General features: G+C 50.1%; 17 protein-coding genes. 5 read left to right on the plus strand and 12 right to left on the minus strand.

Features of this window, described 5'->3' with window-relative positions:
- Positions 1–15: 15 nt before the first annotated feature.
- Together ACXAH4_RS11770 and pomA are read right to left on the minus strand one after the other, a co-directional pair.
- Positions 16–942, minus strand: coding sequence for a flagellar motor protein MotB (locus tag ACXAH4_RS11770; protein ID WP_119501917.1), 927 nt, complete (start codon positions 940–942; stop codon positions 16–18).
- Between the two features lie 6 nt (positions 943–948).
- Positions 949–1710 carry a flagellar motor protein PomA gene (gene pomA / locus ACXAH4_RS11775; protein WP_474848069.1) on the minus strand — a complete coding sequence of 254 codons (762 nt, stop codon included), beginning with the start codon at positions 1708–1710 and terminating at the stop codon, positions 949–951.
- A 236-nt stretch (positions 1711–1946) separates the two neighbouring features.
- Between pomA and xseB the strand changes: the two genes are divergently transcribed.
- From xseB to dxs, 3 genes are read left to right on the plus strand one after another with little or no spacing between them, the layout of a single operon-like run.
- A complete protein-coding gene (gene xseB, locus ACXAH4_RS11780; RefSeq protein WP_119501919.1) occupies positions 1947–2192 on the plus strand; it encodes an exodeoxyribonuclease VII small subunit in 246 nt (81 codons plus the stop codon).
- Positions 2193–2243: 51 nt separating this feature from the next.
- Positions 2244–3137: a farnesyl diphosphate synthase gene (locus ACXAH4_RS11785; protein WP_474882013.1), complete on the plus strand. Its 894-nt coding sequence runs from the start codon at positions 2244–2246 to the stop codon at positions 3135–3137.
- 32 nt (positions 3138–3169) lie between these two features.
- Positions 3170–5035: a 1-deoxy-D-xylulose-5-phosphate synthase gene (gene dxs, locus ACXAH4_RS11790; protein ID WP_474882015.1), complete on the plus strand. Its 1866-nt coding sequence runs from the start codon at positions 3170–3172 to the stop codon at positions 5033–5035.
- 79 nt (positions 5036–5114) lie between these two features.
- Here the strand turns inward: dxs and ACXAH4_RS11795 are convergent, their stop codons facing one another.
- The 10 genes from ACXAH4_RS11795 to lpxD all read right to left on the minus strand — a co-directional run bounded on the left by ACXAH4_RS11795 (position 5115) and on the right by lpxD (position 13598).
- Positions 5115–5606 carry a phosphatidylglycerophosphatase A family protein gene (locus ACXAH4_RS11795; RefSeq protein ID WP_474842461.1) on the minus strand — a complete coding sequence of 164 codons (492 nt, stop codon included), beginning with the start codon at positions 5604–5606 and terminating at the stop codon, positions 5115–5117.
- Positions 5606–6571, minus strand: coding sequence for a thiamine-phosphate kinase (gene thiL, locus ACXAH4_RS11800; RefSeq protein WP_349587900.1), 966 nt, complete (start codon positions 6569–6571; stop codon positions 5606–5608). The genes ACXAH4_RS11795 and thiL overlap by 1 nt, the downstream gene beginning before the upstream one ends.
- A gap of 61 nt (positions 6572–6632) precedes the next feature.
- The gene (nusB, locus tag ACXAH4_RS11805; protein ID WP_119501924.1) at positions 6633–7052 is read right to left on the minus strand and encodes a transcription antitermination factor NusB; all 420 of its coding nucleotides are present in this window, start codon (positions 7050–7052) and stop codon (positions 6633–6635) included.
- An 11-nt stretch (positions 7053–7063) separates the two neighbouring features.
- On the minus strand, positions 7064–7537 hold the full coding sequence (gene ribH / locus ACXAH4_RS11810; RefSeq protein WP_119501925.1) for a 6,7-dimethyl-8-ribityllumazine synthase: 474 nt from the start codon (positions 7535–7537) through the stop codon (positions 7064–7066).
- Between the two features lie 85 nt (positions 7538–7622).
- Positions 7623–8723 carry a bifunctional 3,4-dihydroxy-2-butanone-4-phosphate synthase/GTP cyclohydrolase II gene (ribBA, locus tag ACXAH4_RS11815; RefSeq protein ID WP_119501926.1) on the minus strand — a complete coding sequence of 367 codons (1101 nt, stop codon included), beginning with the start codon at positions 8721–8723 and terminating at the stop codon, positions 7623–7625.
- A gap of 18 nt (positions 8724–8741) precedes the next feature.
- Positions 8742–9407, minus strand: coding sequence for a riboflavin synthase (locus ACXAH4_RS11820; protein WP_474848063.1), 666 nt, complete (start codon positions 9405–9407; stop codon positions 8742–8744).
- A 21-nt stretch (positions 9408–9428) separates the two neighbouring features.
- Entirely contained in the window at positions 9429–10550 is a 1122-nt protein-coding gene (gene ribD, locus ACXAH4_RS11825) for a bifunctional diaminohydroxyphosphoribosylaminopyrimidine deaminase/5-amino-6-(5-phosphoribosylamino)uracil reductase RibD (protein WP_474882017.1), read from the minus strand.
- Between the two features lie 8 nt (positions 10551–10558).
- Positions 10559–11008 (minus strand): transcriptional regulator NrdR, encoded by a 450-nt coding sequence (gene nrdR, locus ACXAH4_RS11830; RefSeq protein WP_119501929.1) that lies wholly within the window; start codon positions 11006–11008, stop codon positions 10559–10561.
- Between the two features lie 102 nt (positions 11009–11110).
- The gene (gene glyA / locus ACXAH4_RS11835) at positions 11111–12367 is read right to left on the minus strand and encodes a serine hydroxymethyltransferase (protein ID WP_303573109.1); all 1257 of its coding nucleotides are present in this window, start codon (positions 12365–12367) and stop codon (positions 11111–11113) included.
- Between the two features lie 193 nt (positions 12368–12560).
- Positions 12561–13598 carry a UDP-3-O-(3-hydroxymyristoyl)glucosamine N-acyltransferase gene (lpxD, locus tag ACXAH4_RS11840; RefSeq protein ID WP_474842470.1) on the minus strand — a complete coding sequence of 346 codons (1038 nt, stop codon included), beginning with the start codon at positions 13596–13598 and terminating at the stop codon, positions 12561–12563.
- 219 nt (positions 13599–13817) lie between these two features.
- On the opposite strand from lpxD, the gene ettA reads away from it, so the two are divergent.
- Positions 13818–15491, plus strand: a complete 1674-nt coding sequence (ettA, locus tag ACXAH4_RS11845) for an energy-dependent translational throttle protein EttA (protein WP_119501932.1) — start codon at positions 13818–13820, stop codon at positions 15489–15491.
- A gap of 143 nt (positions 15492–15634) precedes the next feature.
- On the plus strand, positions 15635–16036 hold the full coding sequence (locus ACXAH4_RS11850; protein WP_232373373.1) for a PilZ domain-containing protein: 402 nt from the start codon (positions 15635–15637) through the stop codon (positions 16034–16036).
- The last annotated feature ends 2 nt before the right edge of the window (positions 16037–16038 follow it).

Raw genomic sequence — 16038 nt, forward strand, 5'->3', positions numbered from 1 at the left:
CCTTCTCCCGCCCTGCTATTCTTCCAGTACCGAAATAGGTTCAGACAATAACGGTTTGCCCTGATTGATGTTAATTTCTACCCGGCGGTTGCGGGCACGGTCGTCAGCAGTGGCTGCGTTTTCAACCAGAGGTTTGGTGTCAGCCAGACCGGTCACGGACATACGTGACTCATCAAATCCCGGCGCTTTGCGGATCTCTTCCGCCACGGCCACAGCGCGTTGTGCTGACAAATCCCAGTTAGAGCGGTACAACTCATTGGCAATATGCTGGCCGTCACTGTGTCCTGAAATTTCTATTTCACCGGGCATTTCTGCCAGTAAGGTGCCGATTTTTCTCAACACAGGCTTAAACTGAGGCTGCAAAAATGCCGAACCGGCGGAAAATGAACCGTTTTCTCTGATCCGGATAGTCAGTTGCTGACCCAAAGACTCCATTTCAATAGAGCCGTCCGCCACTTCTTTTTGCAGTTGTTCAGCCACCTTCTTCATCATTTCGTTGTCCTGCTCTTTGTCAGAGCTTTGTGACGATGAAGCCGCGGAGTCTGATGCAGTTTGCTGAGCCTGACCACCACGCTGGGACCCGCGCTGTGTCTGCCGGCCACCGGATGAGTCCTCATCCCCGGCCTGAAATTCCAGCGTTGGCTGAGTCATATCGATGGTTTGCTGCTGAATGGTTTCAATAGGCGTCGGATCCGGACGGCCCGGGCGAAACTCCATCGCGATAACACTGGTTCCCTTGGGAATGTCTTTAACTTCAATTTTATTCTGCACGCCGAAGGCAAACTTCATGGAGCCGGCGATCTGCTTAAATTTCAGTACATCCATTTCCGAGAAAGACAGCAGCAGAACGAAGAAGCACATCAACAGTGACATCAGGTCAGCGAACGTCCCCATCCACGCCGGCAGGCCGGGAGGGGGACATTTAGGGCATTCATCTGACATAGCAGATTACTCCTCGTCCCCGCCGCCACGTTTGCCGGCAGCGATGTAGTTTTTCAAAATTCCCTCAATGACTTTCGGGTTCTGACCGTCAGCAATACCAACGATACCGTCCAGGACCAGAGACTGATTCAGTTTCTCTTCCTCTTTACGGTTGTCCAGTTTAGCTGCAATCGGCAAACAGATAACGTTTGCCAGGAAGGCGCCGTAAAGTGTTGTTAAAAGTGCTACCGCCATGGCAGGACCGATTGATTTAGGATCATCCATGTTTGATAACATAGCAACCAGACCAACCAGTGTACCGATCATCCCCATCGCCGGCGCAACATCGGCCAGACCTTTAAAAATTGAACCACCGAACTCATGGCGCTCGGTGGTCATCTGAATATCTTTTTTCAGCGTTTCTCTGACCACTTCAATGTCGTGGCCATCTACCAGCATATCTACGCCCTTTTGCATAAAGGCATTATCGATTTCGGCTTCTTCAAGTGCGAGAAACCCGCCCTTACGGGCCGCATCAGCCATTTCAACGATTTTTTCAATCAGCACTTCCGGCGGATCGATTTTGAACATGAACGCTTTGCCGGCCACTTTACCGGCACCGAAAAACTGACCCAGCGTAAACTGAGACATTACTACGAAGATAGAACCACAGAATACAATGAGCACTGAGGCAACATCGACGAACATGCCCAAATCCCCACCCAGGATCATGGCCATGACAATAAAGCCGATACCACCTAACATGCCTATGACGGTTGCTAAATCCACTTATTGCTCCTCAAAAAACTCTCTTATCGCGATGCCATTAACTCTATCGGCCGGTATTATGAATTCTATAATCAAAATACAAGATTACCAGATGAATGCTGATTATTAGGTATCACCAATAAAACCAGAGAGATACCCGCCGTCTGACCACACAGGAACAGGACAAACCAATTGACCCCGCGTGCCTGCCCGGTTAATGTGCGCGATTATCATTAAAACTGCACCGGGTATCCGACGTGACCACAGAAAAAACGCCATCTGCGCCCTCTTTTGAAGCATCACTGGCTGAACTTGAAGCCATTGTGACGGAAATGGAATCGGGAGAATTGCCGCTGAATGAAGCTTTAGAAAAATTCGAACGTGGCGTAAAATTATCCCGTCTGAGTCAACAGGCTCTCGCGCAGGCAGAACAGAAAGTCAAAATATTGCTCGCTGAGCAAGGTGAACAAACGCTGGTTGATTTCACCCCTTCTGAAGACTGATAAAATCTGGCGGAGAGACCGCTCCGCTCCACCTTGTTATACAGGTAATTCATGACAAATATTGACAGCTTACGTCAGAAGATTAAGCACGACACTGACGAAAGCTTGCTGCGCCTCGTTGCCGCACTTCCTGATCACGCACCACAACTTCGCGCAGCCATGGAATATGCGCTCCTTGCCGGTGGCAAACGTATGCGTCCGTTACTGGTGCATATCATCGGAAATACACTGGATATTCCCGGTCAGGATCAGGCCGCAGTGAGCATGGCGATAGAATGCATTCATGCCTATTCTCTGGCCCATGACGACCTGCCGGCAATGGACGATGACGATCTTCGCCGTGGAAAGCCCACCTGTCACATTCAGTTTGATGAGGCGACGGCTATCCTTGCCGGAGATGCCTTGCAAACCCTGGCGTTCAGTATTCTTGCTGATGCTCCCATGAGCGACTACGCCAATGGTCAGCGCTCAAAACTGGTCAGTATTCTTGCCAGAGCCTCTGGTTACGCCGGCATGTGCGGTGGCCAGGCGATAGACCTTGCAGCTACCGGCTCCACCATCGACATTGCGTCTCTAACCCGTCTGCATCGCCTTAAAACCGGCGCATTGCTACAGGCCTGCGCGGAAATGATTACGGTACTTTGCAGTGATCTTAAACCGGAACACCGCGAAGCACTGACGGGTTACGCGGGAGACATGGGACTGGCCTTTCAAATTCAGGATGACATTCTGGATGTGGAAGGTGATGCCGAAATCACCGGCAAACCGCAGGGTTCCGATATTGAACTTGGCAAAAATACGTTTCCGGCATTACTGGGAATGGCACAGGCGAAGGCTGAATTAAACCGTCTTCATGCCAGTGCCCTTCAAGCTTTAGACAGTTTGCCCTACAATACCGGATTGCTGTCTGAGTTTACGGACCTGATGGTAAAACGGACATACTGATTTATGCTAAACAACATAATGAAACGATAACAATGAGTTTAGAATTAACGCACTATCCTGTTCTGGCACAGGCACTGACGCCGGATGAACTCAGAAAGCTGCCACAGGAAAAACTCCGTGAACTGGCTGATGAGTTGCGACAGTTTTTACTGGCTTCAGTTAGTCAGACCAGTGGCCATTTTGCTTCCGGCCTTGGCACAGTAGAACTGACCGTGGCTTTACACTACGTGTATAACACCCCATTCGACCGTTTATTATGGGATGTAGGCCATCAGGCTTACCCGCATAAAATTTTGACCGGCCGTGCCGGCCGCATGTCGACGATCCGACAAAAAAATGGTTTGCACCCGTTCCCCTGGCCTCCGGAAAGTGAGTACGACACCTTTGCTGTCGGTCACTCGTCCACATCCATCAGCGCCGCGCTGGGTATGGCTGTCGCAGCAGATAAAGAAGGCAAAGACCGCAAAGTGGTTGCTGTTATCGGCGACGGTGCGATGACAGCAGGTATGGCGTTTGAAGCGTTGAACCATGCCGGGGACATTAACAAAGACCTGGTGGTGGTACTTAACGACAATGAGATGTCTATCTCGGAAAACGTCGGTGCACTTAACAGTCACCTGGCGCGTCTGCTTACCGGTAACTTTTTCAATAAAATCCGCGATGGCGGTAAAAAGCTGCTAAGTAACGTTCCGCCGATTAAAGAGTTCGCCAGCCGTGCAGAAGAGCACATCAAAGGCATGGTAGTGCCGGGCACTATTTTTGAAGAACTCGGGTTCAATTACATTGGTCCCATCGACGGCCATGATGTTAACGGCATGGTCGATACCCTGCGCAACATGCGTCAGTTCTCAGGCCCGCACATCCTGCATGTGGTTACACGAAAAGGGAAAGGCTATCCGGTAGCGGAACAGGATCCGATTAAATTCCACGCTGTACCAAAATTTAATCCGGAAGATAACGCCCTGCCTAAATCTGCACCTTCAGCCCCCACGTTTTCGGCCATTTTCGGCCAGTGGTTGTGCGATATGGCGGCTCAGGATCCCAAACTCATGGCTATTACCCCTGCCATGCGTGAAGGATCTGGCATGGTGAAGTTTTCCCAGCAGTTCCCTGAACAATATTTTGATGTGGCCATAGCAGAACAGCACGCTGTGACCTTCGGTGCCGGCCTTGCCAAAGAAGGGTATAACGCCGTTGTTGCCATTTACTCTACCTTCTTGCAAAGGGCTTACGATCAGTTGATCCATGACGTGGCACTGCAAGACTTACCTGTGCTGTTTGCCATCGACCGCGCCGGTGTGGTTGGTGCAGACGGTCCCACTCACCAGGGCGTATTTGATATTGCGTTTTTACGCTGTATACCTAACATGATCATTATGACCCCTGCTGATGAAGATGAATGCCGTCAGATGCTTTATACCGGTCATAAGGCGCAGAAGCCGGCTGCAGTGCGTTATCCCCGTGGTGCCGGCAAAGGCATCACGCCGCAGCAAAGCATGACTGAAATCCCGTTAGGCCAGTCACGTACGCTTCGCAAAGGTAACAAGCTTGCTATTTTGAATTTCGGTACATTGCTACCTTATGCAGAGAAAGCCGCTGAAGCTCTCGATGCCACAGTGGTTGATATGCGGTTTGTTAAACCTCTGGATACTGCGGTTATTGATGAAATCTGCAAGGAGCACGAAGGCATCGTGACCCTGGAAGATGGCTGTATCATGGGCGGTGCCGGTTCTGCAGTAACAGAATATCTGCAATCTGCGAAGCAAAGAATGCACACACTCCATCTTGGTCTTCCTGACAGCTTCATTTTGCAGGGTACCCAGCAGGAAATGTATGCTGAACATGGTCTCGACACCGCCGGTATTATCCGTCAGGTAAAGTCGTATTTTGGCGACTGAGAAAGGATACTGTAATAGATAAACGAAAAAGCCGTTCTGCTTCACACAGAACGGCTTTTTTTTCGATAAGCCCGTGAAGTTAACCTATGGCGGGAACCAGCCATATAAGAGCATGCAGGCACACACAAGCCATAATCCCCGCAAGAATATCATCCAGCATGATGCCAGGTCCCCCGTGAACCGTTTTATCAACCGGTCCGATAGGCCAGGGCTTCAAAATGTCAAAAATGCGAAACAACACGAAACCGGCAATAAGCGTAGACATACTCAGCGGAACAAATAGAAAAGTGAGAAGCATACCGGCCACTTCATCCCAGACGATGGAGCCGTGATCATGAACGCCCATATCTGTGGCAGTTTTACCGCAAAAGTAAACGCCGGCAATGCAGCTCAATATCGTCGCCGTGATAAAAATAAAGTTACCAGCCGGCGCAAGGAGCAGAATTAAGGGAATCGCTGCCAGAGAACCAAACGTCCCCGGCATCAACGGGATCAGACCGGAGCCAAAGCCCAGTGCACAAAAATGCACCGGATTTTTCATTGATACTCTTGCACGGTACTCAGGTTGCATTAAAAATCGTGCTCGTAGCCCGCAACGTCTTTCAGTTGATACGGCTCGTCATACAATTTTAAGTCTGTTTTGCCTGCCTGGCCGGTTACCTGACCGATACAGGTAGCCTTTACACCTGTGCTGGCCAGAGACGTTTCCAGATTGCCACGCTGCTCTTCGTTTACAGTGAACACCAGTTCATAATCATCACCGGCAGTCAGCGCATAACGGTAGGCATCCTGTGCACCCACACAATTGAACAAGGCCGAAGACACGGGTAAGCGGTCTACGTGTACAGTTGCACCGCAATTTGATGCTTTCAGAATGTGATTTAAATCAGCCAGCAGGCCGTCTGACACATCTATACAGGAAGAGGCAATGCGTCGCAGCGCCGCTCCGACAGCTACTCGCGGAGTGGGATACAAATGACGTTTAACCAGAAACTCCCTGTCTTCCTCTTTGGCTTCACGTGACCCTTTGAGAATATCCAGACCAGCGCCGGCATCACCGGTAGTGCCGGTCACATATATCCAGTCGCCGGGTCTCGCCGTGCTGCGCTTCAACGCTGCTTCGGGGGGAATAAAACCCTGCGCAGTGATAGTCATCGCCAGAGGACCGCGTACCGTGTCACCGCCAATGAGCTGCACAGAATAGTATCTGGTGAGCTCATACAGGCCACTGGCAAATTCTTCCATCCAGGCCTCGTCCACATGAGACATAGACAGGGAAAGAGAAATCCAGGCTGGCTCTGCACCCATTGCGGCGAGATCACTGAGATTAACAGCAACTGCTTTATAGGCAACGGATCTGGCAGGCGCATCTTTAAGGAAATGCACGCCGGACACCAGTGTATCAGTGGTAATGGCGAGCTGCTGATTTGCAGGAACAGACGTAACGGCACAGTCATCACCGATGCCGACGATTACGTCTTTTCGTTGATGGCCGCCATTTGCAAAGTAACGGCCAATAAGATCAAATTCTTTCACGTTTTACCGGTTAATTCAGTGTCGTCGTGTCATTACGTACAGGTACGTAAATAGATCGCTGTTAACGCTCGTGCTGACGTAACGTCTTCACCGCTTTATCTAACGCACCATTGATAAACTTATGGCTTTCTTCGGCACCAAAAGATTTAGCAAGTTCAATGGCTTCGTTAATAATTACACGATAAGGCACGTCCATGCGCTCAGTTAATTCATAGGTAGCAATACGCAGAATCGCTTTTTCGATAGGATCCAGTTCTTCCGGTAAACGGCCAAGGTATGGCTTAATTTTTACGTCTAATGCTTCTGCATTTTCCGCAACACCGCGCAACATGGCCTGGAAATACACCATGTCGACTTTCTGCATATCGTTACTGGTCGCAAGTGATAACTCCACCTGGGCGATATCGTTCTTGCTCATTTGCCATGAATAAACACCCTGAAGGGCAAGTTCTCTGGCTTTATGACGTGCGGATACTTTCACGTAACCCCCGGTTAAAGATCGTTAAGCGCTGAAACAACGTTCACCATCTCAAGGGCACCCAGTGCAGCTTCTGCACCTTTGTTCCCCGCTTTGGTACCGGAACGCTCAATAGCCTGTTCGATAGAATCTGTGGTGATAACACCGAAAGAGACCGGAATACCATACTCCAGTGATACTTGGGCCAGACCTTTGTTACACTCACCGGCAACAAAATCAAAGTGAGGCGTACCACCGCGGATCACCGCACCTAAAGCGATAATCGCATCGAACTGGCCTTTTTCTGCCAGTTTTTTCGCTGCTACAGGTAATTCATATGCACCCGGTACGCGAACCAGGGTGATGTCATTGTCGCTGACTTCACCGTGACGCTCTAACGTATCCAGCGCACCTTCAAGCAAGCTTTCTACAACAAAACTGTTGAAACGTGACACAACAATCGCGAATTTCTTGCCTGTCGCGCGAATATTACCTTCAATTACCTGCATGGTATTCCACCCCTATGAAAAAACGGCGCGCAGTATAGCATAACTGCGCGCAAACTAAATCGAATGTTCACGAATTACACGGGAACTAATTATGAATGTATTCCACCACATCCAGTCCGAAGCCGGACAGCGCATGGTATTTGACCGGCTTGCTGAGCAAACGCATTTTTTTAACGCCCATGGTCGCCAGAATCTGGCTGCCAACACCTACGGTACGTGATGAACCGGTCCAGGTTTTTCCTTCCGGCTTTTCACCACGGTCTTCTGCAGCAAATTGTCTGACCTGCCCTTCCAGGTCTTCTTCTTTACCCAGCACCACCAGCACACCACCCTCGTCTGCAATGCGCTTCATGGCATCAGGTAAAGTCATGGTACGGTTTATCGCGCGGGTAGAACCCAGTAAATCACTAAGCGTATTATGCAAGTGAACACGCACAAGTGTAGGTGTTTCCGGGTCAATGTCACCTTTCTTCAGCGCAAAGTGAATCTGATTATCGATAACATCTTTAAAGGTATGCAGTTCGAACTCACCATATTCCGTAGGCAGGCTGCACTGGGCAACTTTCTCTATTGTGGTTTCGTTCAGATTGCGATATTCAATCAGATCCGCAATTGTGCCGATTTTTATATCGTATTTTTCGGCGAATTTTTCGAGCTCAGGACGACGGGCCATGGTGCCGTCTTCATTGAGGATCTCGACAATAACAGCAGCTGGCTCACAGCCACCAAGGCGGGCAAGATCGACGCTTGCTTCGGTATGACCTGCACGATTCAGCACACCGCCTTCTTTAGCAATTAACGGAAAAATGTGGCCCGGCTGCACAATGTCAGTTGCTTTAGCATCTTTACCTACCGCGGCCAGAATCGTGGTCGCGCGGTCTGCAGCAGAAATACCGGTGGTTACGCCACGTGCTGCTTCAATGGAAACGGTAAAGGCGGTATGAAATTGTGCGCCGTTTTTATCTACCATCAGCGGTAAATTCAAACGTTCACAGCGCTCCTGCGTCATGGGCAGGCATACCAGTCCGCGGGCATGAGTAACCATAAAGTTAATCGCTTCCGGCGTCACATGCTCAGCGGCCATGATGATATCGCCTTCATTCTCGCGATCTTCATCGTCCATCAGGATAACCATTTTACCCTGACGGATATCTTCAATTATTTCAGCTGTGGTGTTGAGTGCCATAATTTCACTTATGTAGGGTTATTTTCTAAGAAAACCATTTTCGGCCAGGAAGGCCATACTAATGTCTTTTTTGGTGGTCTTTTCTGCTGCCTTATCACCCATCATCAGGCGTTCCAGATAGCGGGCAACCACGTCTACTTCCAGATTGACCCGACTGCCGGCTTTATACGTGCCGATAACCGTTTCCTGCAGGGTGTGAGGGATGATCCACAACATAAACTCATTGCCATCCACCTCATTCACAGTCAGGCTGACGCCGTCCACCGTGATACTGCCTTTATGGGCAATATACTTTGCTAACTCAGTGGGGGCAGAAATCCAGATTTCAATGTAAGTACTGTGTTTAACAATCTTTTTGACTTCACCAACGCCATCCACATGGCCGGATACAATATGACCACCAAAACGATCTGTGGGGCGCATGGCTTTTTCCAGATTCACGGTACTGCCGGGCTTATAATTGGCAAAACCGGTGTAACGGATGGTTTCGGCTGACACGTCAGCACAATAATAATCTGTACCGAAGTCGGTTACTGTGAGACAGACGCCGTTTGTGGCAATACTGTCGCCAAGGGCCACATCAGACATATCCAGCTTTTCCGACGACACAGTCAGCTTGATGTCTTCGCCCCGGTGATCAAGAGACTGAATCGTCCCCAGGGCCTGAATAATTCCGGTAAACATCGTATACCCTCTACAAAAGCGTTACTTAATTATATCGTATGACAAGCGGATATCAGGGCCGGTTTGCCGTACGTCAGTCAGTGACAGTACCGGCGTTTCATCCAGCGACACAAATTCATCCAGCGTGAGCATGCTTTGTGCTTTGTCACCTAACAGTTTGGACGCCTGATACACCACAAGCCGGTCAACTTCACCGGCAGTAAACAATGCACCGGCAAGACCCGGGCCGGCTTCCACCCACACATCATTAATTTGCCGCTCCCCCAGCTTCTCCATGAGCTGAGACAGGTCTATGTAATTGCCACGCATGGAGACGGCTAGTGCAGGGACACTGGTTTGCGGCGCAACTGGCTGACCGGTTACCCGCAGGGTTTTGTGTCCGTCTGTGAATACTTGCAGATCGTCCGGTAACCGGTTGTGGCTGTCTATCACGACCCTGAGCGGCTGCCTTACCGGCGAAACAGGATAATCAGAAAAATTGGCTTCATTTTCCCTGACCAGCAAAGACGGATTGTCGGCCAGTGCAGTGCCACTGCCGGTTAGAATGGCACAACTTGCAGCACGGTGTAATTGCACATCGCGACGGGATTCGGGACTGGTGATCCATTGACTGACGCCGTTAGACAACGCGATTTTGCCATCAAGACTGATACCCAGTTTTACCGTTACCCGCGGTTTGCCTGATACCATGCGTTTGATAAAACCGGGGTTCAATGCTGCCGATTCGGCCGCCAGAATATCAGACACCACATCAATGCCGGCATCCTGAAGTTTTTTTATGCCACGGCCGCTCACCTGAGGGTTCGGATCAGTCATGGCGATAACCACTCTGCTGACACCAGCCTCCACTAAAGCATCGGCACAAGGAGGCGTTCGTCCGAAATGACTGCAGGGCTCAAGTGTGACATAAGCCGTACCGCCACGGGCCTTATCGCCCGCTTCACGAAGAGCATGTACTTCCGCGTGGGGAGTGCCGGCCTGAATATGGTAACCCTGTCCGGCTAAGTCGCCGTTACTGTCAAGAATAATACAACCGACACGGGGATTCGGAGATGTGGTGAACTGACCCTGCGTAGCCAGTCTGATGGCTTTCGCCATCCAGGCGTAGTCCTGAGAAATGGAAACAGCTGACGTGGTTTTCATGGCGGTTATCAGTCTCCTAAACGGGCAATTTCCTCACCAAACTCACGAATATCTTCAAATGAGCGGTACACTGACGCAAACCGTACATAAGCGACTTTGTCCAGCACCTTCAGTGCATCCATAATCAGATTACCAAGGAATTCACTGGAGACTTCCCGCTCACCGGTAGCACGCAATGCAGATTTCAGCGACAAAATCACTTCTTCCACTTTCTCCGTGCTCACAGGGCGCTTTTCCAGTGCCCGCTGCAAGCCGGCGCGCAGCTTATCTTCATTGAACGGCTCTCTCGAACCATCCCGTTTAATGACTCTCGGCATCACTAATTCAGCACTTTCAAAGGTAGTAAAGCGCTCGTGACAGATAACACATTCGCGACGGCGACGTACCTGATGCCCTTCTGCCACCAGACGGGAATCGATAACCTTGGTTTCCTGTGCCGAACAAAACGGGCAAAACATAGCAGGTCCTTTTAACAACAAAGCCGCCAGGCAGCACAGGCTGCTCTGACGGCATAAACTCTTACTGACTAAGAGCGGGAAATTTCATACCGATAAAGCGGCTTACCCGTAAACCGGGAACGCTTTACACAGTTCAACAACTTCACCTTTAACACGCTCAACAACACTTTCATCACCCATGTTGTCCAGAATGTCGCAGATCCAGGTCGCAACCTGTTTCGCCTGCTCTTCTTTGAAGCCACGACGGGTAATCGCCGGACTACCGATACGCAGACCACTGGTCACGAACGGTGAACGTGGATCTTTTGGTACAGAGTTTTTGTTTACAGTGATGTTTGCACGGCCAAGCGCGGCATCAGCGTCTTTACCTGTGATATCTTTCTTAATCAGATCCAGCAGGAACAGGTGGTTTTCAGTACCGCCTGACACTACGTCGTAACCACGCTCCAGCACCACTTCAACCATGGCTTTTGCGTTTTTCACAACTTGCTGCTGATATTCTTTAAATTCAGGCTGAAGGGCTTCTTTGAACGCTACCGCTTTAGCTGCAATAACGTGACACAGTGGACCACCCTGGTTGCCCGGGAATACAGAGCTGTTCAGCTTCTTGTAGATGTCTTCGTCGCCACAGGCAGACAGGATCAGACCACTACGTGGACCCGCAAGGGTTTTGTGAGTCGTGGTAGTCACTACGTGTGCATGAGGCAGCGGGCTCGGATAAACACCGGCAGCAATCAGACCGGCAACGTGTGCCATGTCGACCAGCAGGTACGCACCTACTTTATCTGCGATTTCACGGAAACGGGCCCAGTCAACCACTTTTGAATAAGCAGAGAAACCACCGATAATCATCTTAGGCTTGTGCTCTAAGGCCAGTGCTTCAACCTGCTCGTAATCGATTTCGCCGGTTTCTTCATTCAGACCATACTGTACCGCGTTGTAGGTTTTACCTGAGAAGTTTACGTGAGAACCGTGAGTTAAGTGACCGCCTTCAGACAGACTCATACCCAGAACAGTATCACCGGCATTAATTAGAGCCATAAACGCAGCAGCGTTGGCCTGAGAGCCTGCATGGGGCTGAACGTTGGCGTACTCAGCACCAAACAGTTGCTTAGCACGGTCAATCGCCAGTTGCTCTACCACGTCTACATGCTCACAACCACCATAGTAACGCTTGCCGGGATAACCTTCTGCGTACTTATTCGTTAACTGAGAGCCTTGCGCCTCCATGACACGTGGACTGCAATAGTTTTCTGATGCGATGAGCTCAATGTGATGCTCCTGACGCTCAGCTTCTTTGGCCATGGCATCTGCCAGTTCCGGATCGTAATCCGCAATAGTCATATCGCGAGGTAACATGAAGGCTCCTTACTCTGCGTTTTATGGACAGCTAAAAAATGAGGGGCATATTTTAGTCATTTTAAGCCGCATGTATACTGCTTTATGCCCGTTTCGTTTATATCCGCAGCGGCAGCATTTCTTAACACTGCCCTACCGCTTATACGCCGCGGCCTGCGGCCATATATAACGTTTAATTACAATTCAGAAAGATTTAACCTTTTTCCAGCGCTTTCACACGGTTAAAGAGATCATCGATCTGACGGGTCCGTACAGTCACTTTACGCCAGTCGCGGTTTTTCATGGCCGGCTGACCGGATGAATAAACGCCGGACTCGGTAATATCCTGCACAATCATGGTATAACCGGTTACCTGCACATTGTCGCAAATGCTGATATGTCCATTCACACCACAGCCTCCGCCAAGTATGACGTATTTGCCGATATGACAACTGCCAGCAATGCCTGTAGCGCCGCAAATACAGGAGTGATCACCAATGATACAGTTATGTCCTACCTGTACCTGGTTATCGATAATCACATTCTTACCGATGATGGTATCTTCCATTGCGCCACGGTCGATGCTGCTTGAAGCACCAATTTGTGAATCATCGCCAATCTGTACACTGCCGGTTTGCGGAATGGGCAGCCATGTTCCTTTGTCGTTTGCGTATCCAAAACCTGCCGCTCCAATAACGGTCTGGCTGTGAATAGTCACCCGCTTACCAATCACAATATCGTGATACACGGTGACGTTGGGATAAATGGTCGAACCCTCACCAATTTTCGTGCCTTTTCCAATCACGGTATTTGCGCCGATTCTGACGTTATCACCCAGCATGACATTATCTTCAACAATGACATTGTGACCCAGCGACACATTGGTTCCCAGCGTAGCAGAAGAAGCCACAACCGCTGTTTCAGCGATACCGGATGCCACCTCCGGGGTGGTGTCGAACAACTGGGCTATGCGGGCAAAGGCTGCGTGGGGATTACTGTGAACCAGCGCGGGAACCGGACAGTCGTCCAGCATTTTCTCATTCAAAATCACCGCTCCGGCGGCCGTATCAGCCAGTTGCGACTTATATTTTACGTTGGTCAGAAATGAAATCTGGTGGCCTTTGGACCCGGCCAGAGTGCCCACACCACTCAGCTTTGTTTCGTTGATACGGGCTTCATCACCCGCCACACTGCCACCCACGTGGTCAGCCAGCTCAGTTAAAGTGTATGTGCGTTTTGCGTGTGCCGTCATAGCTTAACCTGTTAGTCAATTTCCTGTGTGTATGGTAATGCAAAATCCCGGATTCGTCCTGACCCTCACCATTAATTTCCTGCCATCCGCCATGTAAACGTTCAAAATTAACCCATTATTGAAAATCACTGCTGGCTTTACTGGTCAGATTGAGGACAAAGCGAGTACAATAGATGGCATATCATTTACTTATATTGAAGCAAGGACACTGTTCGGAACATGTCATCACAATACGTATATTCCATGCACAGGGTTGGCAAAATTGTGCCACCCAACCGTCATATTTTAAAAGATATCTCTCTGAGCTTTTTCCCTGGCGCCAAAATCGGTGTTCTGGGTCTTAACGGTGCGGGTAAATCTACCCTGCTCCGCATCATGGCCGGCGTGGACACCGAAATAGAAGGTGAAGCCCGCCCGCAGCCGGGTATCAACATTGGTTACCTGCCACAGGAACCTAAGCTGGACGAGTCCAAAGACGTACGCGGCAACATCGAAGAAGCGGTTGCTGATGTAAAACACGCCCTTACCCGTCTTGATGAAGTGTATGCCGCCTACGCCGAAGCAGACGCCGATTTTGATGCGCTGGCAAAGGAACAAGGTGAGCTGGAAGCGATTATTCAGGCGAAGGACGGTCATAACCTGGACAACGCCCTGGAACGTGCTGCGGATGCCCTGCGTCTGCCGCCATGGGACGCCGATGTTTCCAAACTGTCCGGTGGTGAACGCCGCCGTGTAGCATTGTGTCGCCTGCTGCTTGAGAAGCCGGATATGCTGCTGCTTGACGAACCGACTAACCACCTGGACGCAGAATCTGTTGCCTGGCTGGAACGCTTCCTTCACGACTATGAAGGTACTGTGGTAGCCATTACCCACGACCGTTATTTCCTTGATAACGTTGCCGGCTGGATCCTGGAACTCGACCGTGGTCACGGTATTCCGTGGGAAGGTAACTATTCATCCTGGCTGGAACAGAAAGAAGCCCGTCTTGCCCAGGAAGAACGCACTGAAAATGCCCGCGTGAAATCCATGAAACAGGAACTGGAATGGGTGCGCTCGAACCCGAAAGGCCGTCATGCTAAATCGAAAGCACGTATGGCCCGCTTCGAAGAAATGTCCACGTCTGATTACCAGAAACGTAATGAAACCAATGAGCTGTTCATTCCACCGGGTGAGCGCCTGGGCGATAAAGTCATTGAAGTGAAGCACCTGAAGAAAGCTTACGGTGACCGTGTACTTATCGATGATATGGACTTCGTAGTACCGAAAGGCGCTATCGTCGGTATTATCGGTCCTAACGGTGCGGGTAAATCTACCCTGTTCAAAATGATCTCAGGTCAGGAGCAGCCGGACGAAGGTGAAGTGGTTATTGGTGATACCGTTCATCTTGCCAGTGTGGAGCAGTTCCGCGACCACATGAATGACAAGAATACAGTGTGGAAAGAAATCTCTGACGATTCTGACATTATCCGCATCGGTAACTTTGAAATTAACAGCCGCGCTTACTGCAGCCGCTTTAACTTCCGTGGCAGCGACCAGCAAAAGTTCATCGGCGATCTGTCCGGTGGTGAGCGCAACCGTGTTCACCTGGCCAAACTGCTGAAAGCCGGCGGCAACGTGTTGCTGCTCGATGAACCGACCAACGACCTGGACGTTGAAACCCTGCGTGCACTGGAAAATGCCTTATTGGAATTCCCGGGCTGTGCCATGGTTATCTCGCACGATCGCTGGTTCCTCGACCGCGTAGCCACGCATATCATTGACTACCGCGATGAAGGTAAAGTTAACTTCTTTGAAGGAAACTACACCGACTACGAAACCTGGCTGAAAGAAAACTTCGGACAGGATGTGGTAGAGCCGCACCGCCTGAAATATAAGCGTATGGCGAAGAAGTAATACACAGGCCCCGCATTTGCGGGGCTTTTACTATCTGGTTGATTAATTTTCCGGCTTTCACAGGATTAATTTGAACGATCAGGTTGACCTTACCCCGTTGTTTACACTAATAATTAAGGGGTAAGTTATCAGGAAGAACAATTGTGGATAAACGACAGTTTCAGCGTGTAGATTTAAAGGTACCGGGAGAGCTCAGTCTCCACGGTAACAGCATACCTGTTACTGTTGAGGATGTATCACTGCAGGGCCTGCGCCTCAGCGCTGCAGAAGCCATGTTGGACATGTTGCCCTTCGACAGTCACGACCCTTACACAGTGATGTTTAAAGCAAATCCCGACAGTCCGTTAATGACACTGTATCTGATCCAGCTTTACCGCCAGTCTCCGCAAAAAGCCGGCGTCATTTATATCGGCTGTAAAGTTGATCACATCGATGTGGAATGTCTCGCCGAACTGCGCCGCCTGATCAACCTGAACAGCGGCGACGATGCGCTAAGCGAAAAAGACATGGACGCCCTGCTCAATGCAGTCTATCCCGGCAACTGAAT

The organism is Alteromonas sp. ABV2_168, from assembly GCF_056161165.1.

Bases quoted from the DNA above. Each gene is read 5' to 3' on its own strand.
- dxs (WP_474882015.1), top strand. From the start codon at position 3,170: ATGAGTTTAGAATTAACGCACTATCCTGTTCTGGCACAGGCACTGACG.
- lpxD (WP_474842470.1), bottom strand. From the start codon at position 13,598: ATGACGGCACACGCAAAACGCACATACACTTTAACTGAGCTGGCTGAC.
- ribH (WP_119501925.1), bottom strand. From the start codon at position 7,537: ATGCAGGTAATTGAAGGTAATATTCGCGCGACAGGCAAGAAATTCGCG.
- ACXAH4_RS11785 (WP_474882013.1), top strand. From the start codon at position 2,244: ATGACAAATATTGACAGCTTACGTCAGAAGATTAAGCACGACACTGAC.
- glyA (WP_303573109.1), bottom strand. From the start codon at position 12,367: ATGTTACCTCGCGATATGACTATTGCGGATTACGATCCGGAACTGGCA.
- ACXAH4_RS11770 (WP_119501917.1), bottom strand. From the start codon at position 942: ATGTCAGATGAATGCCCTAAATGTCCCCCTCCCGGCCTGCCGGCGTGG.
- ACXAH4_RS11820 (WP_474848063.1), bottom strand. From the start codon at position 9,407: ATGTTTACCGGAATTATTCAGGCCCTGGGGACGATTCAGTCTCTTGAT.
- ribBA (WP_119501926.1), bottom strand. From the start codon at position 8,723: ATGGCACTCAACACCACAGCTGAAATAATTGAAGATATCCGTCAGGGT.
- ACXAH4_RS11795 (WP_474842461.1), bottom strand. From the start codon at position 5,606: ATGCAACCTGAGTACCGTGCAAGAGTATCAATGAAAAATCCGGTGCAT.
- ettA (WP_119501932.1), top strand. From the start codon at position 13,818: ATGTCATCACAATACGTATATTCCATGCACAGGGTTGGCAAAATTGTG.
- nrdR (WP_119501929.1), bottom strand. From the start codon at position 11,008: ATGTTTTGCCCGTTTTGTTCGGCACAGGAAACCAAGGTTATCGATTCC.
- ribD (WP_474882017.1), bottom strand. From the start codon at position 10,550: ATGAAAACCACGTCAGCTGTTTCCATTTCTCAGGACTACGCCTGGATG.